22 protein-coding genes and 1 pseudogene are annotated in these 25,643 nt (G+C 42.5%); 12 read left to right on the top strand and 11 right to left on the bottom strand.

Translation table 11 applies throughout. The features are described from left to right. The first annotated feature begins 1 nt into the window (after position 1). From AB6E51_RS20360 to AB6E51_RS20345, 4 genes and pseudogenes are all read left to right on the top strand, one after another. On the top strand, positions 2 to 799 hold the full coding sequence (locus AB6E51_RS20360; protein ID WP_102332842.1) for an outer membrane beta-barrel protein: 798 nt from the start codon (positions 2 to 4) through the stop codon (positions 797 to 799). A 394-nt stretch (positions 800 to 1,193) separates the two neighbouring features. Further along, entirely contained in the window at positions 1,194 to 1,913 is a 720-nt protein-coding gene (locus AB6E51_RS20355; RefSeq protein ID WP_372058420.1) for a hypothetical protein, read from the top strand. A gap of 202 nt (positions 1,914 to 2,115) precedes the next feature. Continuing rightward, complete coding sequence (locus AB6E51_RS20350; RefSeq protein ID WP_102332841.1) at positions 2,116 to 4,689, top strand: Ig-like domain-containing protein; 2,574 nt, start codon at positions 2,116 to 2,118, stop codon at positions 4,687 to 4,689. Between the two features lie 207 nt (positions 4,690 to 4,896). Beyond that, positions 4,897 to 5,816, top strand: a pseudogene (locus tag AB6E51_RS20345) (IS5 family transposase). Positions 5,817 to 5,884: 68 nt separating this feature from the next. Here AB6E51_RS20345 and AB6E51_RS20340 read toward each other — a convergent pair. The 3 genes from AB6E51_RS20340 to AB6E51_RS20330 form a co-directional block, all read right to left on the bottom strand. Next, entirely contained in the window at positions 5,885 to 6,199 is a 315-nt protein-coding gene (locus AB6E51_RS20340) for a helix-turn-helix domain-containing protein (RefSeq protein ID WP_017061716.1), read from the bottom strand. A gap of 117 nt (positions 6,200 to 6,316) precedes the next feature. Beyond that, complete coding sequence (locus AB6E51_RS20335) at positions 6,317 to 6,556, bottom strand: hypothetical protein (protein WP_017061717.1); 240 nt, start codon at positions 6,554 to 6,556, stop codon at positions 6,317 to 6,319. 338 nt (positions 6,557 to 6,894) lie between these two features. After that, a complete protein-coding gene (locus AB6E51_RS20330; protein WP_065583723.1) occupies positions 6,895 to 7,488 on the bottom strand; it encodes a TfoX/Sxy family DNA transformation protein in 594 nt (197 codons plus the stop codon). A gap of 192 nt (positions 7,489 to 7,680) precedes the next feature. On the opposite strand from AB6E51_RS20330, the gene AB6E51_RS20325 reads away from it, so the two are divergent. From AB6E51_RS20325 to AB6E51_RS20310, 4 genes are all read left to right on the top strand, one after another. Continuing rightward, on the top strand, positions 7,681 to 7,989 hold the full coding sequence (locus tag AB6E51_RS20325; protein ID WP_017061719.1) for an Hpt domain-containing protein: 309 nt from the start codon (positions 7,681 to 7,683) through the stop codon (positions 7,987 to 7,989). A 10-nt stretch (positions 7,990 to 7,999) separates the two neighbouring features. Next, positions 8,000 to 10,324: an ATP-binding protein gene (locus AB6E51_RS20320; RefSeq protein WP_372058422.1), complete on the top strand. Its 2,325-nt coding sequence runs from the start codon at positions 8,000 to 8,002 to the stop codon at positions 10,322 to 10,324. 258 nt (positions 10,325 to 10,582) lie between these two features. Further along, complete coding sequence (locus AB6E51_RS20315; protein WP_372058423.1) at positions 10,583 to 11,443, top strand: helix-turn-helix transcriptional regulator; 861 nt, start codon at positions 10,583 to 10,585, stop codon at positions 11,441 to 11,443. Next, positions 11,436 to 12,638: an EAL domain-containing protein gene (locus AB6E51_RS20310; RefSeq protein WP_372058424.1), complete on the top strand. Its 1,203-nt coding sequence runs from the start codon at positions 11,436 to 11,438 to the stop codon at positions 12,636 to 12,638. The genes AB6E51_RS20315 and AB6E51_RS20310 overlap by 8 nt, the downstream gene beginning before the upstream one ends. 54 nt (positions 12,639 to 12,692) lie before the next feature. Here AB6E51_RS20310 and moeB read toward each other — a convergent pair whose 3' ends face one another. Beyond that, positions 12,693 to 13,445 carry a molybdopterin-synthase adenylyltransferase MoeB gene (gene moeB, locus AB6E51_RS20305; RefSeq protein ID WP_102333682.1) on the bottom strand — a complete coding sequence of 251 codons (753 nt, stop codon included), beginning with the start codon at positions 13,443 to 13,445 and terminating at the stop codon, positions 12,693 to 12,695. 12 nt (positions 13,446 to 13,457) lie between these two features. After that, complete coding sequence (gene moeA / locus AB6E51_RS20300; protein ID WP_102333681.1) at positions 13,458 to 14,693, bottom strand: molybdopterin molybdotransferase MoeA; 1,236 nt, start codon at positions 14,691 to 14,693, stop codon at positions 13,458 to 13,460. A gap of 215 nt (positions 14,694 to 14,908) precedes the next feature. Here moeA and folE point away from each other — a divergent pair, with 215 nt between their 5' ends. Then, positions 14,909 to 15,562 (top strand): GTP cyclohydrolase I FolE, encoded by a 654-nt coding sequence (folE, locus tag AB6E51_RS20295; RefSeq protein WP_017061725.1) that lies wholly within the window; start codon positions 14,909 to 14,911, stop codon positions 15,560 to 15,562. Between the two features lie 301 nt (positions 15,563 to 15,863). On the opposite strand, the gene AB6E51_RS20290 is transcribed toward folE, so the two are convergent. The 4 genes from AB6E51_RS20290 to AB6E51_RS20275 all read right to left on the bottom strand — a co-directional run bounded on the left by AB6E51_RS20290 (position 15,864) and on the right by AB6E51_RS20275 (position 18,910). Next, the gene (locus AB6E51_RS20290) at positions 15,864 to 16,517 is read right to left on the bottom strand and encodes a hypothetical protein (RefSeq protein ID WP_017061726.1); all 654 of its coding nucleotides are present in this window, start codon (positions 16,515 to 16,517) and stop codon (positions 15,864 to 15,866) included. Next, complete coding sequence (locus AB6E51_RS20285; protein ID WP_017061727.1) at positions 16,510 to 17,049, bottom strand: YaeQ family protein; 540 nt, start codon at positions 17,047 to 17,049, stop codon at positions 16,510 to 16,512. Before AB6E51_RS20285 ends, AB6E51_RS20290 begins: the two co-directional genes overlap by 8 nt. A gap of 117 nt (positions 17,050 to 17,166) precedes the next feature. Next, the gene (locus tag AB6E51_RS20280; protein WP_010430417.1) at positions 17,167 to 17,376 is read right to left on the bottom strand and encodes a cold-shock protein; all 210 of its coding nucleotides are present in this window, start codon (positions 17,374 to 17,376) and stop codon (positions 17,167 to 17,169) included. 448 nt (positions 17,377 to 17,824) lie between these two features. After that, a complete protein-coding gene (locus AB6E51_RS20275; RefSeq protein WP_372058425.1) occupies positions 17,825 to 18,910 on the bottom strand; it encodes a PQQ-dependent sugar dehydrogenase in 1,086 nt (361 codons plus the stop codon). 270 nt (positions 18,911 to 19,180) lie between these two features. On the opposite strand from AB6E51_RS20275, the gene AB6E51_RS20270 reads away from it, so the two are divergent. Continuing rightward, positions 19,181 to 20,374, top strand: coding sequence for a multidrug effflux MFS transporter (locus tag AB6E51_RS20270; protein ID WP_372058426.1), 1,194 nt, complete (start codon positions 19,181 to 19,183; stop codon positions 20,372 to 20,374). A gap of 148 nt (positions 20,375 to 20,522) precedes the next feature. Here the strand turns inward: AB6E51_RS20270 and AB6E51_RS20265 are convergent, their stop codons facing one another. Both AB6E51_RS20265 and AB6E51_RS20260 read right to left on the bottom strand, forming a co-directional pair. Further along, positions 20,523 to 21,308 (bottom strand): ABC transporter ATP-binding protein, encoded by a 786-nt coding sequence (locus tag AB6E51_RS20265; RefSeq protein WP_372058427.1) that lies wholly within the window; start codon positions 21,306 to 21,308, stop codon positions 20,523 to 20,525. Between the two features lie 77 nt (positions 21,309 to 21,385). Continuing rightward, complete coding sequence (locus AB6E51_RS20260) at positions 21,386 to 22,147, bottom strand: siderophore ferric iron reductase (RefSeq protein ID WP_102333677.1); 762 nt, start codon at positions 22,145 to 22,147, stop codon at positions 21,386 to 21,388. A gap of 220 nt (positions 22,148 to 22,367) precedes the next feature. Between AB6E51_RS20260 and AB6E51_RS20255 the strand changes: the two genes are divergently transcribed. Both AB6E51_RS20255 and AB6E51_RS20250 read left to right on the top strand, forming a co-directional pair. Next, the gene (locus AB6E51_RS20255; RefSeq protein ID WP_017086415.1) at positions 22,368 to 23,276 is read left to right on the top strand and encodes an AraC family transcriptional regulator; all 909 of its coding nucleotides are present in this window, start codon (positions 22,368 to 22,370) and stop codon (positions 23,274 to 23,276) included. A 206-nt stretch (positions 23,277 to 23,482) separates the two neighbouring features. After that, positions 23,483 to 25,630, top strand: coding sequence for a TonB-dependent siderophore receptor (locus tag AB6E51_RS20250; protein ID WP_102333676.1), 2,148 nt, complete (start codon positions 23,483 to 23,485; stop codon positions 25,628 to 25,630). Positions 25,631 to 25,643: the final 13 nt, after the last annotated feature.

Below are 25,643 nucleotides of genomic sequence, written 5' to 3'. Positions count from 1 at the left end.
GATGAAAAAAATGAACTTAATGTCATCGATTATCGCTGTGTTCTTATCCATAAGTGTATCAGCAGAGGAGCTGCCTATCCAGATGAGTGGTGGCATGACGTTTTCTGCATTTGATGACAACATGGGACAGACTGAAGCACTTGGTTATAAGGCGGCGGTTGGATATAACATTAGTGAAAACGTACTATTTGAACTTGGCTATGCTGATTATTCTGCTTTTTCTGATTCGGAAATAGATAGTTTACGTGCGGTAATGGTTGAAACCGACTTATTGCTACCCGTCAGTGAATTTGCCTCCTTGTATGCAGGAGTCGGGGGCGCGTTTTCTAGTGACGACACCAATTTTACGGCATCGCTTGGTCTTAAATACCAATTGAGTAAAAATTGGAGCGCCGACCTTGGTTACCAAGGCGTCTTTGATTTAGCTCGTCAACAAGACGATCTATACGCATTTAATGCACTGTTGGTTTATCGTTTTTCAAGCAATGAAGCCGCAGAAGGCCTTTCAGATATTAACCCAAGGCCCAATGTTGACCAGCTTGTTGAAGAGTCGACCCAAGTATCAAGGCCGAAAACCCAATTGGCGTCTATTGTCCCAATTAAGAAGGCGCCATCGTGTCAGCAGCGTTTAGTTGAATACCGAGTGGTTCCTGGCGACTATTTGCTCCGAATTGCAAGAGCATTTGATAGCTCACTTGATGAATTAGTCGAAGCAAATCCAAATCTTAATAATCGTGATTTGAATTTGATTTACCCTGAAGAGAAAATACTTTACCCGAAAGTTAGCTGTTTAGATTAAATTGCCTTCCTTGAAACAGAAACACTGCCAATTTTTTGGCAGTGTTTCTTTGTTTGTAGCAGAGAGTATCTCGCCAATGTAAATGATATCTACACTTGTTTAGCTATCTCGCATCTTGCGTTTTTGAAATTCAAGAGTGCCCAATACCTTCAAACCTGAACGCGCGATACTGTTCACCAATCGAGCTACTCACCTTTATCGTTTGGGCTCGTAAATATGAAAACTAATACCTCAATTATATGCATGAAGGTCAAATATAAGAGAGCGGAGTAATGATCGGACCAAATATTTTAAACATGTATGTACTCATTCTTTTCGCGCTTGGTGTTATATACGCGCTGAGCAAAATAGACGAGTAGTATCCTAAAATTTATTATTTTTAGTAGAGAGAAATATGAAAATTAAATATAATCTATTAACAGTATTCGCAATTTGTTCAGCAATGACTTCTACTGCTGCCAATGCTTTTAATGTCGACAAGATGATTGTCGTCGCGGATAAAAAGGGCAATGGTGTCGTGACACTTATTAATGATGAGTCTCACCCGATTTTTGTTAATGGAAAAGTACAAGAAATTCAGTTTATTGATGGCGACAAAATCGTTCGTAATAGTTATACAAGAAACAATCTAGATGCTTGGAAAATATCTCTTACGCACCCAAGATTAGTTTTAAGACCTGGTGAAGAGAAAGACGTGGGTGTTCGTAGCTTATGTCACAACACGTCTTGCGATAACAGCAAAGATTTGATGTTTATGCTGCCATTTACTCCTAGTCGTTATAAAGAAGAGGGAGAGAAAATTCACGGTGTCGAGATAAACTATGGTTTTTCACCGGTTTATATTCTGCCTACGACAAAGCCAAGTTTTGATTATAAGATTTACAATCAGGGCGAGAATTTACGCATCGATAATAATAGTAATACGCTAATTGATGTTTATGTTAACTCATGTACAACAGAAAAAAATACGCAATGCAAACAAAAGTTCACTGTTGTATCTGGTCGGGATAAAACGTTTTCTCTTGCGGAATATACGCAAAGTGAACAACTTAATGTAACCGTAACATCTTACGATAAAAAATACTCTAAAGAGATGCAACTGCCTATTCAGTAATAGGAACGCTGAAAATAGACATAATTATAGGCCTTCAATGATTAATGCTAATCAAGGACGATCAGCATTCATTACCCATGTTCAGTGCTAATTTTAGCCTACATGGCATCACTGTTATCAGCAAAGTGTAAATGCCCAATACAACATTAAATACAAATCATAAAATCAATTTTGAAATCAATAAAAAGTAAAGAGAAGTAATATGAACCTTTTAAGCAATAAGCCAGGAGGAAGCATTCCCCTGGGTTTTGTCGTCGCTACTACGCTTACCCTTTTTGGGTGTGGTGGAGAGGGCAGTGAAGGAAGCTCAGCAAGTGTTTCCCCTAATACTCAAAGCGCGACGCTTTCCGCTCAAAATGCTACCTACTCGACTGGCTATGCTGAATCGTTCGAGGTTGACCTGTCGTCAAAGGTATTTTCATCAACGGGTGGTGGCTTTGCGCTGAGTGAAGTCGAGGTCTTGTCTAATGATGATAGCTGCCAAGTAGAAAGTATGACGGAAACAGGGTTTGTAATTCAGGCCTTTGATACCAAGGTGTGTGACTATCGATATCATGTGACTCCTAAAACATTGTCGCCAATGAGCCGTATGGCTGAAGCGCCAATGAGTGATAGTAGTAGCTCAGAAGGTTCGAGTTCTGCGGTTACGCGCATTGCGGTAAGTAGTAATCCTAGCTCAACCGAACTGGTTCCAGTAAGTGCAACAACACTGATTAATGAAGATGTGAGTGTTTTACTGAAGGACGAATTGGAGAAAGTCGGCTTTACGTTAGGTGACGAGTTTGTATTAACGGAGCTTACACTACCGTACGGTCGCTCGAGCTCAGTTCAAATAAATAGTACAGATGACCAGACTATGGATTATACCCCGCCGTCAGGTTTTACCGGCATTGACCGTGTTCTTTATACGTTAGAAGACTCGGTTAATGGCCTTGTGCTGATGGGGGTTTTAGATGTTGCGGTGGGCTACGAAGCTAACCAAGGTTTTACGATTGACGATAATATTGTATATCCAGTTGTTGTCTACGTATTGACCGATGAAGAAATCGACATCAGCGGCTTTGTTTCCTCGGACGATAGTGATGATTATCAATTGGTGTATGTTGAATCGTTTAACGCAAAAGCGGTACCTAAAGATCCACTGGACACTCAGAATAAAACGATCGTCTTTCAAGCGTCACAACCAGGTTACCACTATATTAGTTTTGCGGTTAGTGATCATAATGGAGTGTATGACATGGGTTTGATTCGTGTTGAAGTGACCGATCCTAATCAGTCATCAAAATGGGACGACATTTCTCATTTGTTGGATCTCTATATTGGACCACCCACCGCACTTGATGCAGCCGGGCAAGGCTCGCCTTATGATATAAAACTGAACGATGATGGCTACAGCCCAGCGATTGATATGGCTGGTTTTCGTTATCCGTCGGCCGTAGCATACTGCGACACCATCGGTGGTTCAGTGCCGACGTTTGATCAACTTAAGCTGATGGCCACTGATACCGATGTTCAGGCGTTACATAACTGGCCTGTTAAAGCGCAATACCTCGCTTATGATGACGGAGCAGATCTGGTTAAGTGGGTGGATCTTAAAGATGGCAGCACCCTTACAGGCGATGTCGATCCAACATCGGCTTATTATGTGACATGTGTTAAGCAAGGTTTAATTACTGTATTGCCTACCTCAAGCACGGAAGTTGTCGCGGATGGAGTTGATGTTGGTTCTGTATTTGTTGAGTTAAAACTCGGTCAAGAAGTAAGACCAGATACCCTTGTGACGGCTTCTGTCTCTAGCCCAAATGTGACATTGGACAGCGATAACGTTACCACAGACAGCTATGGTATTGCCGAGTTTCGCTTAACCAGTTTAAAAGCGGAAACCGTCACATTAACCCTTGATGTGGGTGGCATTACTCAAGACTATGAAGTTAAGTTTATTGGTGATGAAAAGACGGCTGCAGTGTCATCAGAAGCAACGATTGACACGGTACCTTATACGTCAGTGGAAGGTGGCCAGGTTACTGCGACCTTGACCGATCAAAATAGCAACCCAGTAGAAGGTTACTCAGTCATTTCAGTGGTAAGTACAGAACAGCACCCAGACACCGCAGAAATGGTTACTCCTATCCTTGAAGCGGAAACGACTCAAACCGATGAATCAGGTGAGCAAAAAGTGCGGGTAAAGTGGGATACAAACTATCAAACCCCAACAACGACCATGACCTTTGATGTGGCGTCATCTTACACCACAACAACCAATACACAGACTAATGCGATTAGCCAAGTTACCTTTCATGCCTTATTGTGTGGTGGCCAAGTTGGGGATGATGATCAACAAAACGCCGCGGGTGCCTGTGTTAAAATTGCGGAAAGCGATGGAAAGTTGTTTACCGGTACTCCAAGTGAGAGCTTTTTAAACGCTGTTGGCTATAGTAATTACAACGGTAGTCATGTTGAAATTAGCCCTGATGATGGTCCTTCAGGATCGTTTGCAATGTTTAGTTTTACTGAAGCACATAGCCTTTGTGAACATTATAATACACTTGAGCTTAACGGGAGAGATGATTGGGCTTTAGCAAATATGGATGAGTTGATGAGTCTTTCTAATAACTTTGGTCACATGTACACCGCGAAGGGTTGGGCGACCGGCAGCTTCTACTGGTCGTCGACGGCTAGTGGTTCCGTCTACTACCGCGTGAACCTCCGCTCTGGCACCGTCAGCAGCAGCGGCCCATCCAATCTGTTCTACGTCTCGTGCGTATCAGGTTCTTAGGGTTCAACGTTCAGAGTTTGCGGCCCGCAGGGCCGTTTTTTCTTTTTATAGAGGGTAGCGGTTTATTTTCTAAACTCAGTAAGGATTAATATGGATATTGAAACAAAACTCAAGCTTAGTCAGCAACAAGGCTTTGTTTCCTAAATCAGGGAACTAATGCTTAAAGCTACGATCAGATCATCTAAGTTCACTCACATACTTAGAGCAATGCCAAAGCCTCGCTACAGAACAACTAACTGGAAACAATATAACCAAGCCCTAATCAATCGTGGTTCACTGACATTCTGGATTGATGAGGAAGCGATTCAACAGTGGAAGCAACTCAAGCAAGGTAAACGAGGTCGACCTCGATTGTTTAGTGACTTAGCCATTACGACCGCCCTCATGGTTAAACGAGTATTCGCGATGCCGTTGAGAGCGTTACAAGGATTCATCGATTCTGTTTTCAAACTCGCTCAACTCCCGTTGTCATGTCCTCATTATTCATGCATCAGTAAACGAGCCAAAACGGTTAATGTGTCATTCAAGACAAAGACCCGAGGCGCAATACAGCATTTAGCCATTGATGCAACAGGGCTAAAGGTCTACGGTGAAGGTGAATGGAAAGTAAAAAACATGGTACTGACGGGAAGCGTCGAGTTTGGCGTAAGCTCCATTTAGCCGTAGACACTGGCACTCATGAAATCATTGCGGCTGAGTTAAGTTTATCGAATGTCACTGACGGTGAAGCTCTTCCTAATTTACTGAATCAAACTCGTCGTAGAATCAATGAGATATCTGGTGATGGAGCTTACGATACAAGACAATGCTACGAAGCAATACGTATTAAACAAGCTGTTCCACTTATTCCACCGAGAGAAGGTGCTGCTTTTTGGTTACGAGGTCACCCCCGTAATCTGGCGGTAGCTTGCCAGAAATTATACGGCTCAAATAAACATTGGAAAAAGAAGTACGGTTACCATAAACGGTCACTTTCAGAGACGGCTATGTTCCGTGTAAAGACACTGTTTGGTGGGCGATTAAGTTTAAGAAACTATAATGCTCAGGTTGGTGAAACCTACGCCATGATTAAAGCGTTGAATAAGCTCACAGGGTTAGGTATGCCTAAAACGATAGAAATAGCCTAATAATCACCCATACTGGCCGTTTCTATCTGAGATCCAATTAGGAAACAAAGCGACGGGAGTGTTTAAATTCACTGCAAAACACATATTTTGTCAGTTTTATTTAAACTATAACCTATCTTGTAAATGGTATTGATTTCTATCCATCCACCGAGCCTAAGAAGCTTCTTTCTTAAAGACATGATCACCATATTCAATGCATTGTCACAGACGAATGAATTGGGCCATCCCATTTTTAGTAGATGGTGTTTGGTTAAATGCTCCCCTTGATGAGTGAGTAACTCTTTTAGAACTAAAAATTCACTGAGTGTGAGCTGGATGGGTTTTATCGTTGGGTGGTCGGCTAGCGAAATTCTTAGCGACCCTTTATGTAAGATTAAGTGCATAAACAAACAGCCAGTTTAATTATCATACCCGTATTATTTATTTGCTGCGATTACATGCAAGGTCAGGTTGAATATTAATCTGGCTATTATGCCTACTTAATGGGTTTTCCTTTCATATTACACATCAAACGAAACCATTTTATTTGCTGTTTTTGTATTAGTTATTTCAGTTTGTTTAAGTTCAACCTTACAACGTTCGCTTTGTGAGTTGAACGCGACTTGATTGCTAATAGGGTTTGAAGCGCAGTCAGAAGTCGGTACTTTCCCTGTCCAACGCACAGTGACATTTGCGGCCGCCGACTGAAAAGAGATAAGAGTTGCTAATACTGCTGTTGAAATAAAGATTAATGAACGCATATTTAGGCACCTTTTATTAGTGTTGTGTTGATATGCCTAGTTTGGTAGCGATAGGGCAGGTTGTAAAATAAATAGTTATAAATTCAGTTGCATTAAAACTTGAATGGTAATTTGTAGCAGAGGGAATAGTAGGAAACCAAAATAAAGGCTGGCAGTGAAAATTAAAACGGAGTGGGCGATCAAATGAAAGGGGAGGCTAATTTAAAGACGTTAAACTTGAGTGAAATCACTTAAGGACAGCGGGTTAGCCTAATGAGCCGTAGCTAGGAATAGCCACGGCATCAAATTGACCGCATTTGGATTTAACAAGAATCTAAGCTTCGTTAAAACAATATAGGCTAACAATAACTTTGAGCTTGGGTGCGCAATGCATTTTTTAGGTTCGTCGGCAGTTGTGAACGGTGTATACCCTGGATTGCACCCTCTAACGACCAAACTAACTCGATGGTTGGTTTATGGTGGGTATGCTGTTGGATAGCCTCTACAGCACCAATCGTGCCCAGGTTTTTGAGTTTCTCAATGGAGTTTATACCCGCTTTCTCAAGAAGTTGCTCAGTTGAGAATCGCATGTTGGGTAAGTCTTTGAGCCTTTCGGGAGCAGAAATATAACTGCTTCGTGATCTCTTTATTTGCTCTAGTGCGATTTCTGCTTCACATAGAGTCAAAGAATACTTGCTCCAAGGGTTTGCTGGCAACTTGTAATAATCCGCATTCTGACTTACTCCAAGTACGCTCGCATTCACCTTGGGGTAGCCCTTGTTAATAAAGTAGCCTTTTTGTGCCGGTGTTCCTCTGAGGTACAGCTCCCCACTTTTATGTAGAACGAGCAAAACGTGATCTACATAGAAGGCCGTTACGCCAAATATTTGTTTTATAGACACTCGACCTAATTGTTCCAAGCGTCTAAAAGTATGTCTGAAAAGTTGAGCCATTATTTTCACTCGATAATCATAAAAAGTGTGATCTATTGTCCAAATGTAGCCAGCAGTGAATATGGCATAAGCCAAGTTAAAAAACAGACAATGCCATTGGGCATTCCGGTTATTTAAATTCTCGATCTGCCATATCAGTTTTGTAACAGACGGTCAAAATTAAGGGGGGTCACGAAGGCGGGAGAAATTGGTATGTATAGCATCGACACAAATGTATTTTTAATGGCGACGGGTTGTAACTTTCAATCGGATATTGGCGTTCGATTTCGTCAGATTGCTATTAGAAGTTTGCACAAGGTTAATGATGATATTCTTCAAGGAGGTGAGTCCAATCGAGCGCTCGCCCATAAAGTGAAAGGCATTGCGTTATCTTGCGGGGCTACAGAGGTTGCAAGAATTTGTCTTAAATTGGAGCACTACGACGCGGTAATCAATGAAAGTGCCGGAAAAAAGATTTTGATGGATGTGTCTAACGCCATGATTCAACTTTTTGACGCTTAAGTTGGAGGATATGAACGTGTCTTTTAAAAATAAAATCATTTTCACCAACGCAACAATACTGGTTCTATTTGTGGTGTTGCTTACGTACTCCGCTATCGAAATCGTTCAGGTTTCTTCACAAAACCAATTTGAAGAGATAAAGGAGAGCATTACGGGAAATAACAAAAAGCTTCTACTTACCTTTGTGAAAGCTCAAAGTGTAACCCTTGATAAAGAGGTCGAGCTGATCACTGAGGAAGTGGAGCATGTAGCGATTGATTTTGCTCATGATTTTGTTAATGAATCGAAAAACGAGGCACTTCGTAATAAACAACTGGCTTATATCAACACAGAGCGTAAGCCTTTTATCAAAAAGGTGCTTTTTATTGACACTGAACGCAACCAAGAAGTCTCTATCACCGAAAATGGTATTGTAAGCCGCTCTATTTCTGTCGATTTTAGTCGCATGATCCACTACAAGAATTTCTATATAGGGAAAGAAGTTAAAGTGGGGCACGTCACTAAGTTTGCCATTTATATCCGTCCAGAGCACTGGGATAACGCGTTACTCAAATTTGATTTAGATTTAGAGTATTTTTCTCGTTCACTGACTTTTGAAAATATGATCGATGAATTCCAATACCGTTATTTCTTAGTAGACGACAGCGGCAAGCTTATCGCGTCGAATCTACAACAGAATGTCGACCAATTGATGTCTGAAAGTGTTTTTGATGAACAAATTCAAAAGAGTGTCGGAAGCCATATCATGTCACATTACTTGGGTAGTTTTGTGGTAAGTGGCGAAAAAGGTGTTTTCAATGTCACTTTTGTTCAGAACCGTCAAACCGGTTGGAGGTTGATTTTAGTCACGCCAGAGCATGTGATTCGTTCCAGTTATGCGACCACCAAAGAGCTGGTTTTATCTGGTGATAACTCGTTGATCAAACGCCTGTTCTTTGCTTATATCCTTTTGCTTGGTCTGTTTTTAGCTATTAACTCAATCGCGGTGAATAAGATGCTGATACCTATTTCTAAATTGATCGCACAAGCTAAATATCTAAAGCAGCGTGATTTTAATAAATCCAGACATACTGTTTATAGTAATGGAGACGAAATTGAACAGCTTTCAAAGGCTTATTCTGAGGCTGGGATCCAGATTCAAAATTTGATTGAAGGGCTTGAATATGAAGTTGAAGAGCGAACGAAGCTGTACGAGATAGCAGCGCAAGAGGCGAGTGAGGCCAATAAACAGAAATCGGTGCTGCTTTCAAATGTGTCCCATGAGGTTCGCACGCCACTGAACGCGATTATTGGTTATACACATATGCTAAGCCATAGCAAAAACTTTGACGAATATCGCCATCAGCTGAACGGTATTTCGAGTGCGAGCAATACTATTTTAGGCATTGTGAATGACCTATTGGATTTTGAAAGAGTAAAAGCAGCAAGCTATTCATTAAACCCTAAATGCCTGTCAGTAATGAGTTTGATGCGCGAAATTGAAAATACGTTTTTTCCGCTTAGCGAGTCTAAACAATTGTCGCTTGATATTATATGCAATGTCGATGCTTCGACAACATTGATGATTGATGAGCTTCGTATTAAGCAAGCAATCAATAATATAGTTTCGAACGCATTGAAGTTTACAAACAAGGGAGGGGTGACAATAGAAGTTTCAACCGACGATAGAGCATTCAATATCTCCGTAAGCGATACTGGAGTCGGTATTCCCCAAGATAAATTGGATGCGGTGTTTAACGGCTTTGAACAGGTTAATCAAGAAGACCAACAGTTTGGTTTTGGCTTGGGCTTGGCGATAACTAAAACCATCGTAGAGTTAATGAAGGGTTCGTTGCGTGTTGAGAGTGTGCTCGGCACCGGTAGTACTTTTGTTATCTCACTCCCAGCTCAAGAAATTATGAATGTTCTTGAGTGTTCTAACGGTGTTGCTGAACAGGTATATAACGTTAGAGAGCGCTTAGACTGCACAAGTAAAAAAGCCTTGATCGTTGATGATGTTGAGTTCAACCGAGAAATTCTAGAGTTCCACTTAAACGAGCTAGGTTGTGAATGCATGACCGCGAATGATGGTTTGGAGGCTTTAGCACTCGCTTCTGAACATGACTTTGATGTTGTACTGACGGATATTTCAATGCCGGTTATGGATGGCATTGAGCTTGCTTCTGAGTTGGGAAAGCGTAAGCCATCGTTACCTATAATTGCCGTTACGGCACGAGCTACCATTCAAGAAGAGGCTCGAATGGACCAATACTTTTCGTGTTATCTAACCAAACCGCTCAACCCGAGCGATCTAAAGCTAAAGCTTCATTGCGCTTTATCAGGTGGTACTTGCTAACTTAGTTAAATACTCCTACCTATAACCTGAGGGTAAGCCATCTTCGGATCTTCATGTATTATTTTCATCTGTTTTTCTGAGAGTTATGGGCATTGTCATCAAGATAATGCCCAAACTGTTATGAAAATAACTATCATCCAATAAGTGTTGAGAGTAGCTGGGCATTTTCAAATTATTCAATCACAGCTTGCCCTTAGCTTTTGTTCGTATTTAATTAAAAATAAGCTAAATCACAATAACGAATAAGAAAATAAAGCTATGTTTGGAAATATTATACGTACGTTTCGTGTTAATAATGGTTTGTCTCAAACTAATTTTGTTGATGCGATTCAAAGAAGTAACTCTAACTTTAACAACCTGGACGTTGTGACACTAAGCCGTTGGGAAAGAGGAGTAACAACTCCCCACTTAAAACGTCAAAACGAGTTACTGGACCTTATTGGAGTCAACATATTTGATGTTTGGGAGGCAAACGACTCACAAACAGTTCTCACAGGGTTAACGAATAAATTTAATAATAACGGTTATATTGATATGAACATGCACGTCCAAACAGAAGTTACGGTGATTAACTCAAATAATTCATTCCTTCTTGGGAAGATTACCAAGTTAATTGATGTCATCTTTGAATATGAGGATAACGTTATGCTCAGTAATTTAGAAGATTTAGGTCTGAGTAGAAAGGTAATTATTGAAAAAATAATAAATCAATATTCTGGAGAGTTAACGCTCGTCACGGTTAATGGGCAATTAATCGGACACTTATTAAGTGCTAACTATAATCTTGCAGCAGATTTTTTGGAGCAAGTCTTAGTATCTAAAGAAGATAGAGCACATTTAGTTGTTACTTTTAACTGCACTCATTATTCGTCATTTACAGACACAATGGGCAGAGAGGCGTACAAGTATCTACAAAGCTTAAATCCAGATAAAGAGCTTTATATACTACTGAAAAGCAAAAGGATTTTTGATCTGTTTTTTTCATTGGGCTGCGAGTATCGAAGTGTAAGAAGTAACGATAGATCAATGAAGGTCATGAACTTGGATTCAAAGAAAATGAAATCACAACGCACTTGGATGGATATTATTGCAAACTATAAAGGTGAAGAGAATGAATAACACAGTATTGATTGTTGACGATGTTGAACTATCGAGAGAGGTCATTAAAAATGCGGTCTCTTTATCTAATAAAAAAACATCTGTACAGTTTGCAGAAAATGCGTTCGATGCAATGAGCAAAATGCAAAACGCATCATTTGATTTGGTGATTATGGACATCATGATGCCCAATGGCGATGGATTTGAACTCTTGAGTATGATGTCGCAACAAAATGTTGAGTCTAAAATAATCATTATTTCAGGTTTGGATAAATCCATTGTTAGCTCGGTGAGTATGCTTGGAAAGCTCTATGAGTTAAATGTTGTCGCTTCACTAGAAAAGCCTATTTGGGCTAACCAAATAAGTGAGTTGGTTGATAAAGCACTTGAAGTTGAAACCATAACCAAAAGCGAGCTTGGCTTTGGTAACCGTGCAACAATCATCGATGACGATTTTCCCATCAATCTGGTTTATCAGCCGCAAGTTGTTTCGGATATAAATGTTATTTCGGGGTTTGAAGTGTTGTCACGATGGTCTGATGAAAACGGGACCTTACTTCCACCGAGCTATTTTTTGCCAGTAATTGAAGAGCTAGGAAAGCAAAAGGTTTTTACCAATATCGTGATAAATAAATTCATTCAGGATTATCATCTCCACTTCAGTGAACTTGATAAATCGTTGAGGTTCTCAATTAATATCGATCCTAATTTACTGACTGATGAATCTGTTGTCGATAATCTACTCGAGATCTATAAGCAAGGTATTGAGCATACTATCGTTGTAGAGCTGACTGAAAAGGGGCTTTCAGGCAATATTGAAAAAGAATTGTTGGCAAATATTTTACGGCTAAGGTTGAATGGTTTTGAGATCTCTATAGATGACTTTGGGATGGAAGCATCGAATATTGAACGTATTGTCAAACTGCCTATTAGTGAGATAAAAATAGATAAAACCATTACATGGGGACTTTGCCATAACATTGATTACATGCAAAAAATCGATGAAGTTAAGAAGCTCGTTTCGGTAAAAAACGCACGTATTATCTATGAGGGTGTTGAAAATAAAGACACCTGTGCATTTCTGGAAACTCTAGGCGGCTTTAACCAACAAGGTTTTCTTCATGGGGTTCCATCACTACCTGAAATTGCAGTTGAGATGCTCGCAGAGCAAAAGGAGCTAGATTACGTCGCTTCTGAATATACTTCTAATCATTAACAACGTATTAGGGTAACGAGCCAAAGCCAACTCAATGGGCTTTGGCTCTTTTTATTACTTACCACACACCGAACAATTAGGCATCTTTATTAAATTCATTTCACGCCAGCTGTGAGACATGGCATCGAGAATCAAAAGTTTGCCTTGCTTTGGTTGTCCAAACTTGGCAATAACCTTGATAGCTTCCAAAGCCTGAGCCGCGCCTACCATGCCTACAACAGGTGCCATCACACCGGCTTCAACACAGCTTAGAGCAGCGTTGCCGAATAGAGCACTCAAGCACTGGTAACAAGGTGCATTTTCATCTTGATAAGTGAATACGCTAATCTGACCTTCCATGCGAATCGCAGCGCCCGATACTAGAGGCGTTATTGATGCGTAACACAAACGGTTAAGTTGATTGCGCGTTTCAACGTTGTCACTGGCATCAAGAACAAGAGAGTGTGCTTCGATCAAACTTGCTAGCGCTTCGTCATCAAGCCTGTGATCGACAGTTGCAATCGTCAGATGAGGGTTCAATACCTGCAAAGACTCAGCGGCAGAATCGACCTTCTTCTTACCAATGTCAGCATCGGTGTGAAGCACTTGTCGCTGCAAGTTTGAAAGCTCGACAATATCATCGTCGATCAGTGTTAGCTTACCAATTCCCGCAGTCGCGAGGTATTGAGCAGAGGCACAGCCTAAACCACCCGCACCTAACACCAAAATCGAGCTCTGTTTCAGCGCTTCTTGACCCTCAAAATCAAACTGCTTGAGAATGATCTGGCGGTTATAGCGAAGCATCTCTGCGTCAGACAGTATTTCCATCAGCAAGCCTCGTTAGTAAAGCGTGGAGTTAAACAGTTGAATCTGAACCGTTTCACCGACTTCAACACGGCCACGTTCGCGCTCTAGTACCACAAAGCAGTTTGCTAAGCTCATTGAGCGGAAAGCGCCAGAGCTTTGGTTACCTGTTGTTTCTACTACAAACTTACCGTTTTCAATCGAGTAGATGCCACGTTGGTAATCAGTACGGCCTGGGCCTTTTTTGAATGCAGATTTAGTGATAGCAGGAATCGACTCTGGTGCTGTCCATGCTGTGTGACCAGCTAATTTAGCCAGCATAGGCTGAACTAACACATACATAGTCATCATTGCAGACACTGGGTTACCCGGTAGGCCACAGAACCAAGCGTTGTCTAGCTCACCAAATGCGAATGGTTTACCTGGTTTGATTGCTAGTTTCCAAAAGCCGATTTCGCCAAGCTCTTCAAGAATGTCTTTGGTGTAATCAGCTTCGCCGACACTTACGCCACCAGAAGTGACAACTACGTCTGCCAGTTCTTGCGCTTTTACAAAGGTTTCTTTAAGCGTTGCAGGGCAATCAGGAATAATACCTAGGTCAATTGCTTCGCAACCAAACGCTTCAATCAGTGGTTTGATACCGTAGCGGTTGCTGTCGTAGATCTGACCATCTTCAAGAGGCTGACCTAATGGCTTGAGCTCATCGCCAGTAGAGAAGAAAGCGACTTTAGGTTTGTGTGCCACAGTTACATGACTCACACCGAGCGAAGCAATCATTGGAATGTCACGAGGTGTTAAACGTTCGCCACGGCTAAGAACGATATCGCCTTGCTTGATGTCGTCACCGGTAGGGCGAATGTTATTGTTCAGCTTGATGTCGTCTTGCTGAATCTCAATGCCAGCGTCAGTTTCAGCAGTGTTTTCTTGCATGATTACGACGTCACAACCTTCCGGGATCTTTGCGCCAGTCATAATGCGAATACAGGTGTTTGCTGGCCATTCACCTTCAAAAGGCTGACCCGCAAAAGATTTACCCGCTAATGGCAGTACTTTACCGTTCTCTAGGTCTGCTAAACGCAGCGCGTAACCGTCCATTGCTGAGTTATCAAAAGGAGGTACAAAAATAGGGGAGAGTATGTCTTCAGCAAGAACGTAGCCCAAAGCATCTGCCAATGGCAGAGTTAGAGTCGTTTGAATAGGTTTGATTGGTGACAGCAGCTTATCTAGTGCTTCTTCAATTGGCATTAAGCCCGGAGCGTCGCAACAGCCCATAATTGAAATCCTTTGATCGTTATTGTTTTGATTTTGTGGTTGGCAATGGTGGTTCAATAATGATTAAAACACGCTTTTCGTCAACGAAATTGAAGCCACTTTAGCACAGTTTAGCCCCCGTAAATAATGACCTCCCTTAAAATATGGGTGTATTTATTCAAAATTCCGAGTATCCTTGTTTGCCATCCAGAAGGGGTAACAAAAGAGGAAGTTCAATGTCAGGTCTTAGCGAATCAGCGAAGTTGGTTAAAGATGCGCTAGCAAGCCGCGGTCTAGAGACGCCAATGAGTCCTAACCAGGTTAGCCGAGAAGAGAAAAAGGAACGAATCGAGCACCATATGCGTGAGATTCTCACTCTACTCGAACTTGATCTTACGGATGATAGTCTGGAAGAAACACCGCAACGTATTGCTAAAATGTACGTGGATGAAATTTTCTCTGGTTTGGATTACGCCAATTTCCCTAAAATTACGGTAATCGAAAACAAGATGGGCGTTCGTGAGATGGTACGAGTAAAAGACATTACCGTGACCAGTACTTGTGAGCACCACTTAGTGACGATTGATGGTAAGACTGCGGTCGCTTATATCCCTCGTGGGAAAATCATCGGCCTTTCAAAGATTAACCGTATTGTTCGATTCTTTGCTCAGCGCCCACAAGTTCAAGAACGTATGACGCAGCAGATCCTTGTTGCACTGCAAACGCTACTCGAAACTGATGACGTTGCTGTCACCATGGATGCGGTTCACTACTGCGTGAAATCACGCGGTGTAATGGACGCGACTAGCGAAACGACAACAACAGCTCTGGGCGGTATCTTCAGATCAAACCCAGCAACGCGCCACGAATTCTTACACGGCCTGCGTTAATACGTTTCGTTATTGGATGCACGTCATTTAGCCTTTGTAAATTGAAGTTCGTTGAAAATATTCTAAGCCTCGCTTTATGCGGGGCTTTTTTACGCCTGCAATGAAGTCAACTGTAATGGCTGAGAATGCTGTTATTCCCTAAAGTGAAGAATGAGCGACTTATTCACTTTCGCCATTCCCTAAAGTGAGGAATGAACGTAATAGGGAATCTGTTGCGGCCAAGCAGAAAAAGCACGCTCTATATCTTAACGTTTGTTGAAAGCATATAGAGCGTAACTAGAATCAGTCGCTGGTGGAGTGCTTAAGAAAGGTTAAACAAACGCTTTAAGTGGTGAACAATACCGGATGGCTTGTTCTCGGCTTGATAGATGCTCAAACCATCGTAAAAACTCGCCATGAACTCTACGCGAATCTCATCATCACTGCTTCTCGATATACGAGACAGTAGCGTAGCGGCTACAGCTGCGTGATCATTGGCTAGGCTGTAATCCATTCCTAGTCGTCCTTGAATGAACAACCACAAATGCGTGACTAGTTTTAACTGTTGAGCGTTAGAGTTTTGAAACTTGTCGCTGTGCTCAGTTCCCACTGTATTATCGAATACATTTTGCATCGCCTCATTCGCTTCTTTATTGCTTTCAAAGCGATAGCTTGCATCGATATGTTCCTTGGTTAGCAAGCCAAGCAACGTCTGACGTGCAGAGTTCTCCGGCTTGTTCTCGCAAGCGTGTTTAAACAAAGCGTGGTTTTCATCAATAAATGACGACAGCTCTTTCTCGTAGCCTGTCGAGAGCGCTTTGACTGAACCTAAACCTGCTTCTTTTAAACACTGGTGAAGCTTGGTTCTAGCTTGTTGTTTAGCTTTGATTTCTTGCTGCGCGTCGGCTTGTTGCTTGGCTTCTTCTAGCTGGCTAGCTGCTGTTTGCGAACTATTCGGGGTTGGACGCTCAGTCATTACTCTGTAGCTCTTCCCACGTTACTTCTGCCGATTGAGTATCGCTGTTAATGAAAGCAGAGTTACCCGTCAGCATGACTGAAAGATCCATCGTACGTTGTGTCATCGCCGCTAGCTGCTCAATACCATCGTTGTCTAGACGAACGATCTGAGCTTTTAGGTAGCCGAATTTACCTTTGTTCTGCTCCCACCAAACGTTTGATTTAGTGTTGAAGCTGAATACGCGTACTGATTTAGATAGGCGAGTTGCCTTCTTAACACGCTCTGGATCGGGTTCGCCCACATCGACCCATTCTAGGATTTGATCGTCTAACGACTTCTGCCATAAATCGGGTTCTTCAATGCTAGACAATCCTTTAGTGAACTCAAGTTCAGGAGATGCATTGATACAGAAAGCCATGATTCGAGCCATCATTCGCTGTTCTGTTTCAGAAGGGTGTTGTGCAACCGTTAGATTGAAAGAGTCGTAATAGTCGCGATTCATATCGGTTAAAGAGATACGAAACTTGTAGATTGTCGGTTTAAGAGCCATTGAGAGGGTGTCTTAGGTAGAAATAGTGAAGGGGAATATTACCTTAAATCTCTGAATAGCGGGTAAAAAAATAGCCAGCAGAGGCTGGCTATTTTTAGAAAGCTTTAAAATACTAAATTAAAGTACTTTGATGCTGTCAGCTTGTGGGCCTTTTTGACCTTGAGATACTACGAACTCAACTTTTTGGCCTTCAGCAAGAGTTTTGAAACCGTCGCCAGTGATAGCAGAGAAGTGTGCGAATACGTCTGGGCCGTTTTCTTGTTGAATGAAGCCGAAGCCTTTAGTTTCGTTGAACCATTTTACTGTACCAGTAACTGTGTTAGACATGATGATATCCTAAAATTAAATTTTTATTTTGAGCCAATTGTGGCACTGATAGCGCGGAAAAGTTTATTGCTATTGCGTACAACACAACGGGGTTACTAGTAATCCAACGAAATGTTTATATACAAAGAACTTTCTTTCTAGCCGGGAACGAGTCTAAATCAAATCAGGGGATAGTCAATCGAATACATAGGGAAAGGTTGCAGAAACTTGGGGGTAGTCAAACTTTGCATTCCTTAAATATCATGGAGTTACAGTTGTATGGTGATTTGTTGTAGTTTTTGTGAAAAAGGTGGTCGAAATTGATGACGAATTTGGAGTAAATGCACTGTTTTAGCGCATTCATTTTTGCAAATTTAAAGCCGCTAACTGGGCGTTGAGCCCACTTTTAACGGCTTATATTTATAAATGTCGTTGTAAGGTAAGTGCCTTTACTTGAACGAGGTCTCGGCTACTTTTTCAAGCGGTACAGGTTGCCATTATCAGTGCTGAAGAAGATGTCTCCGTTTGGTGAAGTTTCGATGTCTCTTACCCTTTCGCCCAAGTCCTCTAAAATGCGTTCTTCCTCGATTGCCTCACCTTGTTCATTGACTGTCACAATATTGATGTGAGTAAGTTTTAGTGCGCCAGCCAGCAGTTTGCCTTTCAGCTCTGGGTATTTGTCTCCTTGGTAAACAAGCAAACTGCCCGGAGCGATTGAAGGAACATAGACTTTTTTTGGCGCTTCAATACCATCTTTGGTTTCCGATTCGCCAACGCTGATAGGGCCCCAATACTCTTTTCCGTGTGAGGTGACAGGCCACCCATAGTTGGCACCCGCTTTTATTAGGTTAATTTCATCACCACCGCGAGGGCCGTGTTCAATCGACCAAAGCTTTTGAGTCGGGAAATCGTAATACAGACCTTGTGGATTACGATGGCCAAAGCTCCAAATTTCATTGAGCACTTTGTTGTTATCCGTGAATGGGTTATCGCTTGGTGTGCTTCCATCGGCATTCAGTCGTAATATTGATCCGGCGTGAGTCATGGTGTCTTGGCCGTTGTCTCGATCACCACGGTCGCCGATTGAAAAATACAGGTGGCTATCATCAAAGGTGATACGGCTACCAAAGTGACGTCCGGTGTCCGTTCTAGATTTAGATACAAACACGTCTGTCCAATTGATGACTTCATTATTGCTGTAATTAGCAGAAGCCAGTGTTGTTACGCCTTCATCATCGATGTCTTTACTGTAAGTGACGTAGAACTTTCCGTTTTCAAAAGGGGAAAGTGCGATATCTAATAATCCACCTTGGCCTTTCGCCCATACATTGGGCAGCCTGAAGAGTGTGTGTTGATCGCCAGTTTTTAAATCGACATGTTTAATGACGCCTGATTTTTCTGTGACTAGCATGGACTTATCGTTGACATAAGCCAGTCCCCAAGGGATCACGAGTCCGTCGGTGATCTTCTCTGCCTGCCAAGCAAAGGCTGACGTTACAGGACCTGAGGCAAGCAGCGCCAAAGCACATGAAAAAATACGGTGATGAGTGTTCATTGAAGTCCCTTGATTATGAGCATCTAGTGTTAGTCTAGCGCTTGTGGCCGATAGGCGGAAAGCCGAGGTTGCTGAAAAGTGACTATTCACATATTTAGTTGAACGCCTATTGTATGATTATACAAGCTCACGTATGTTTACTCTGCCTTTCTCTATTTGATCCTGTCGGAGCATTATGAACAACTCACCAGCAGCATTTTCGCTATTTTCTCTGTTTTTATGTTGTGAGTTAGATACGCACGATTTTTCTTCGAACGGACCTATTAAACGATGAGTCGTGGATTTGATTTTAAATCGATCTTACTTGCGTGCTTGGTCATCAGTATCGGTCAGCTCAGTATGGGACTGGTGTTTCCATCACTACCTTGGATCGCCAAAGACTTCGATGTATCACTAGAGCAAGCCCAGCTATTGGTAAGCGTGTACCTATTAGGTTTTGGGCCTTCCCAGTTTATTTATGGCCCTATTTCCGATGCTCTTGGGCGCAAGAAAGTGCTGCTGAGCGGATTATTAATCGCCATGCTGGGACTATTGATGATCATTTTCTTCAGCCACTCGTTTACCAATATGGTGATGGGGCGATTTCTACAAGGCCTAGGAACCGGCTGTTGCGCTGTACTTGCTCGTGCCTCGACGCGCGATAGATTCAACGGCGCAGACTTGCCTTTGGCTATGTCTTATATTGCGATGGTTGCCTCTATAACACCTTTGATCGCGCCTGTTATCGGTGGGTTTATTAACTTCCACTTTGGCTGGAGTATGGTGTTTATCTCACTACTTGGCTATGTCTCATTGGCTTGGGTGGTATTGGCGTTCAAGTTTAAGGAAACCGTCACTAAGGTTTCGGCTATCCCTTCACCGAAGAAAATGATTTCTCAATACAAAGAGCTACTCACTTCTCGTTATTTTATGAGCTTTGCGAGTATTGGCTGGCTTAACTTTAGCTTGATGATCACCACCGTATCAGTGATGCCATTTATCATGCAAAATCAGATTGGCATGACGTCAGATGAATACGCGATGTGGGCGGTGATTCCTGCATTAGGCATGCTCGGCGGAACAAGCTTATGTAACCGTATTCGCCCTATGCTGGGCAACAAGAAAACTCTGTTATGCACACCTGTATTACATGTGGCTGCGGCGTTGTGGCTTTTCTTTTGTCCACTTGAGCCACTTTATTTAATGCTTGGCCAGTTCTTGATGATTCTTGGCAATGGTATAGCGTTACCTTGTGCTCAGGCGTTGGTGATGTCGCCTTATAAGAAGAACGCTGGCGCGGCTGCTGCGATGTCTGGCGGAGGGCAGATGGTGGTGTCTTCAATGGTGAGCATGGGGCTGGTTCAGTTAGGACTAGGAGAAGCGTGGCATCTATCGCTTGTCATCATGTTGTTCACACTGATTACCCTGTTTAATATTTTACGTGGTTTCAGTAGTCAAGAAGCGAGAGAGTCCCAGCTTAGCTAGTTATTTAATTATTTAGCTAGCTAGTGAGTGAAAAACGAAAAGGCCATTGAAGTTTATGATTTCAATGGCCTTTATTATGCTTAGAGCTTAGAGCTTAGAGCTTAGAGCTTAGAGCTTAGAGCTTAGAGCTTAGACTGAAATGCCCGAACTATTCACAGACGACTGCAACCTTCTCACTTGCTGCAGTATTGGCTGGCGCTGGATGATCGATCAGTCGGATAGGGGACTCATACAGTGCTGACAAAGCCTCTTCATCGAGTAACTTATCCGCGCTGCCTTCGAACGCAATCTGACCTTTTTTCAGGGCGACAATATGCGTCGCGTAACGAAGCGCTAGGTTCAAATCGTGTAAAATAACGATCACCCCAACATCTTCTTTTTTGTTGAGTTCAGACAGTAAGCCCATTAGCTGAAATTGATGATGAACATCCAGTGCAGAAGTCGGTTCATCAAGGATCAATACCGGTGACTGTTGAGCTAGTAACATAGAGACCCACGCTCGTTGACGTTCACCACCAGATAAGTCATCCGCTAATGCTTGTGAGAATTCAGTAACACCGGTTCTTTCCATTGCTTGCTGGATGATCGACTTATCTTCTGAATTCCAACGGCCTAGTGCGCCTCTCCATGGGAAACGCCCTAAACGAACCAGCTCTTCGACAGTTAAGCCAGCAGAAGCGGGGAGTTTTTGCGGTAAATAAGCAATCTGCTTGGCTAAGTCTTTGCTTTTGAATGAAGAGAGGGAAGCGCCGTCTAGTTCCACGCTGCCATGATCTGGTGACATCTGCCCTGAGAGTAAATTAACGAGTGTAGATTTACCCGAACCATTATGGCCAAGAACGACGGTCAGTTCGTTGGTCGGAATCGAGAGGTCTTCGATTGAGAGAATCGTTCGTTCATCACGAACAATTTTGATGTTTGAAAGCTGAAACATGTCAGTCCTGTGCCTAGACCAATAAAGCGCTTCAGTGAAATTAAACGAGCTTTATTGGCTTTTAAAAATAGAGGGTGTTATTGAGCTGTTTTTTTGTTGTCGGGATGTCTTGGGCAATCGTCGCAATACTTTCTAGAGTCGCACTTATAAACTAAGCAGCAGCTGATTCTGATCAGTTTTAGCATCCCCGAATCAGCGTCTATTTTAAGGCTGTTTAAATGATTTTCAGGTAACTGGCATGCTTCTAACCAAAGCTTAGCTTGTTCAGTGATATAATCGTTGGTTAGGCTCGGTTCGTGCTGCTGTAGTTTTATCAAGCTGCCTAATAATAGATCAGCAAGTAGATGATTGGTAAACCCCGGACGAATACGTGTCCACTCACTAATCTGGCTACGATAAAACTCTGTGAGTGCAAGAATAGCTTCGCCTGCTTGTGGAATCAGTTCTTCTGGTGAACCGTGTTGATGATCACCATTAAAGAAACGGTAGCCTGTGACAAATTCTTTGTACCTAAACTGGCCGATGTTCTTAATATCAGGCAGTGAGTGAAGGCCGTAGATAGATATAAAGGTCACGTAGATTGGTTGCCAGCAAACCAGATCCCACGTTCGGGTTAACCAATAGGCTTTGCCTGCTTCAGGGTGGCTCTGCGCAAGGCCATCGTAAACTCGTTTGATTTCTTTATGGCTATCATCATTCGTTATTGCAATGCTCTTGCTATGCAGAACACCAAAGCTTCCACTTAAATAAGGTGTCACTTGTTTTGAGTGAGCGAAGATTTTCTGATGTAGAGACGGGGCTCTCCGACGAGTGATAATATTGTGCAGCTGGGAAAGCATCATAAACCATTAAATGAGAATCAGTAGCGTTATCATAACGGACATAATCGAGGATAACCATACAAAATGGAGCATCTACTCGGTGCCTCTATCTTTTGGTCATTTTATAGAACACACATGAGCGCTTCTTTTTTTGAGTGATAAAAGCCGTTTTAAATGATAAAAGTATTGGTGAATCGAATATGTCGCTGTCAACTATAGAGAATATGAAAGCTTAAATATGAACACACCTGCATTTGGTCGTATCAGTCGCGTTTTAACCTATATCCATTCGAACCTTAGCTCCTCGCTATCGTTAGAAGATATTGCGACACAAAGCTGTTGGTCTCGTTGGCAGCTTCAGAGAGTGTTTCAAGCCGAAACAGGGCTTACTGTGGCTAACTATGTGAGAGAGCTAAAGTTAAGCCAAGCTGCAGAACACCTGCTTGATGGAAAAGATCGCGTGATAGATATTGCTCTTGGGCTCGGGTTCAATTCAGAAATAAGCTTTAGCCGCTCGTTTAAGCAGATGTTTGGGTCTAGCCCAAGTCAGTATAGAAAAGCAGGTAAAAGAGTCGGGCTAAGAAAGCCGATACAAGTATCTGAAACAGCGAGTACTTCTGAAAAAGGGGCGTTAAGCTTTGTGGAAGTGCGCATTGATGAAAGAGAGTCTTTCCTAGTGAAAGGCATGACATCAGAAATCAGTGGTCTGTTTTCACTCACGCAAGACTTCGCTCAGAAAGTCCCTCAGCTATGGTCACGTTTAGAAGGTGAAGTTGAGATCCCTGACGACAACGTGCTCCAGTTCATTGGCGTGGTTGACCTGACTCAGTCTTGCTTTGACGGGACTAATATTCACTATTGGGCAGGGGTAGAACTTCAGGAAGGAATTTCAATCCCGCAATTACCGAGTATTATCTCTGAAAGATTAGAGGTACTGACGGTTCCTAAGCAAACTTATGCTGTAGTGAAGCACTGTGGTCCAATTGAGAATTTACGACACACCTTGAGTTGGTTTGTGCTGAATTGGATGCCAAGTTCAGGTTATCGTGGCGTCGATGGATATGAGCTTGAAGTGTACCCGTTTGCCTATCAAGCACATGCCTCTGACGCTGAAATGGAGTACTGGGTTCCTATTATTAAATCGTAGTCATATTCCCGCTCACTCTCTTCTAGCAAAGCCTTCCTATCAATAGGGTCAATTGTCTTTTTAATCATCAATTGACCGTTTTCGACTAAAAATAGGTCAAGTTCTTTTTGAATTTGCACCAAATTGTTAATTATCCCACCTCTAGATACATACAATGCAAATGAGATTTATTATTATTTATATTAAGCATTGGTACCGAGGGAATTATGACCACTCACACTCGTTTTAAGTATTCATCATTGGCAGTAGCGTTGCTGACTGCGTTTTCAGCGCAAGCATTGGCGGAAGAAACCGTTACTGCGGCAGATTCGAATATAGAAACTGTCACTATTATGGGTAAAGCCTATCGTAATACAGCCACAAAATCGGCACTTGAGCCGGAAGAAACACCTCAAGGTATTACAGTCATTGATGAAGAACAGTTAGAGCAACGAGGTGTAAAGTCTCTTAACCAAGCGCTTAGATACGCGCCGGGTGTTGTGACTGAGCAAAAGGGCGCATCAGTAACCATGTACGATACGTTCTCGATTCGTGGGTTTAGTAACAATCAGAGTTACTACGATGGCTTGATTCTGCCGTTCCTGACTGGATGGAACCTGCAACCTCAGATCGACCCTATTGCGATTCAGCAAGTTGAGGTGTTTAAAGGCCCTACGTCTGTGTTGTATGGATCGATGCCGCCGGGTGGTATGGTCAACATGATCGCGAAGGCACCGCAAGAAGACGGGTCGACAAAAGTGGGTGTATCTACAGGCTCAAGAAACTTGATGGAAGCGTCAATTGATACTTCAGGTCAGTTAGGTGACAGTGACTTTTCATATCGTTTAGTTGCACTCGCTCGTAAACAAGACAGCCAAGTTGATAACGCTGAAGAAGAGCGTTATGTGATTGCTCCATCGCTAGATTGGCAGGTATCTGATCGAACACTTATTAACTTCAATCTTTACTATCAGAATGATCCGTCAATGGGTACTAACTCTGCAATGCCGCTCGAAGTATTGAAGGCAAGTGATCCATCTGTGTCGATGGGCGACAAGAACTGGAGTACTTTTGAACGTGAAGTCTTGATGTTAGGTTACAAAATTAACCACCAAATCAATGACAACTGGACTTTCCTTCAGAACGCTCGTTATTCCGATGCGTCGCTATATCAAGAAAACACCTACCATCGCGGTACGAATTTTAACGCCGCAACTGGTAGCTTAATTCGAAATGTGTATAGCACGGATGAAGACTCTCAAAGCTTTGTTATCGACAACCAAGTATCAGGTCGCGTCGAGGTTGCTGGGCTAGAGCATAACTTATTGTTTGGTCTCGATTACCTAAAACTGACGGGCGACTCTTTGTATCAAGAGTTCACCGCGAACGCTGGTTTCTACGGATTTAACGCATACAACCCAAATAATGACTTGCTTGATAAGAGTCAGCTACAAGAGAATTATCGTGAATCACATGACATCACGACCGAGCAACTGGGCTTGTATTTCCAAGATCAAGTTCGCTACGACGCGCTGGTTTTACTTGCTGGTGGACGTTACGACATGTTCAAAGCGAGTGACGAAAAAACGAGCATTTATCCAACAAGCGATGGCACAGAAAAAGCGGATCACAATCAGTTCTCTTACCGCGTAGGTGCTTTGTATGAGTTAGATAATGGCATCTCTCCATTTGTAAGTTACGCGACGAGTTTTGAACCAGCTGCTGGTACCGATATTAACGGTAACTCTTTAAAACCTCAGCTGGGTGAGCAAGTCGAACTAGGTGTGAAATACCTGTCTGCTGATATGGCACAGCAACTTACAGCATCATACTTTTACATTACTAAGAAAGATTCAATTGCTGCCGATCCATCGGATCCAACGTATCGCTCTAAGATTCAGTTAGGCGAAGTGCGTTCTCAAGGTGTCGAAGTCGAAGGCAGATGGTTTGTAACGGAAGATTGGGATGTGAACGCGAGCTATACATACGTCGATATGGAAGTAACGGAAGATGCAAACCCTGACCTTGAAGGAACGACACCAATCTATGTACCGACACATGCCGCTAATCTATGGAGCAATTACTATGTCTATGGTGGTGCTTTGTCGGGAACTCGCTTCAGTGCAGGTGCTCGTTACATGGGTGAAATGGAGATGGATGCAACGAATACTCAAGGAAAAGTACCATCATATACGGTTGTCGATTTATCCGTAGGTTATGACCTAGGGGAAGCAAGTGAAACTCTGTCAGGTGCAACGGCTAACTTGCTGGTTAACAACCTGTTTAATGAAGAGTACTACACCTGCTACGACCAATCGAACTGTTGGTTCGGTGCAGAGCAGTCAGTAGAACTCAGCGTGAACTACGAGTTCTAATTCATTTGAATAC

This window comes from Vibrio sp. 10N.247.311.47 (assembly GCF_041467535.1).
Lineage (GTDB): Bacteria > Pseudomonadota > Gammaproteobacteria > Enterobacterales > Vibrionaceae > Vibrio > Vibrio crassostreae_C.
This window is presented reverse-complemented; position numbering and strand designations above follow the sequence as displayed.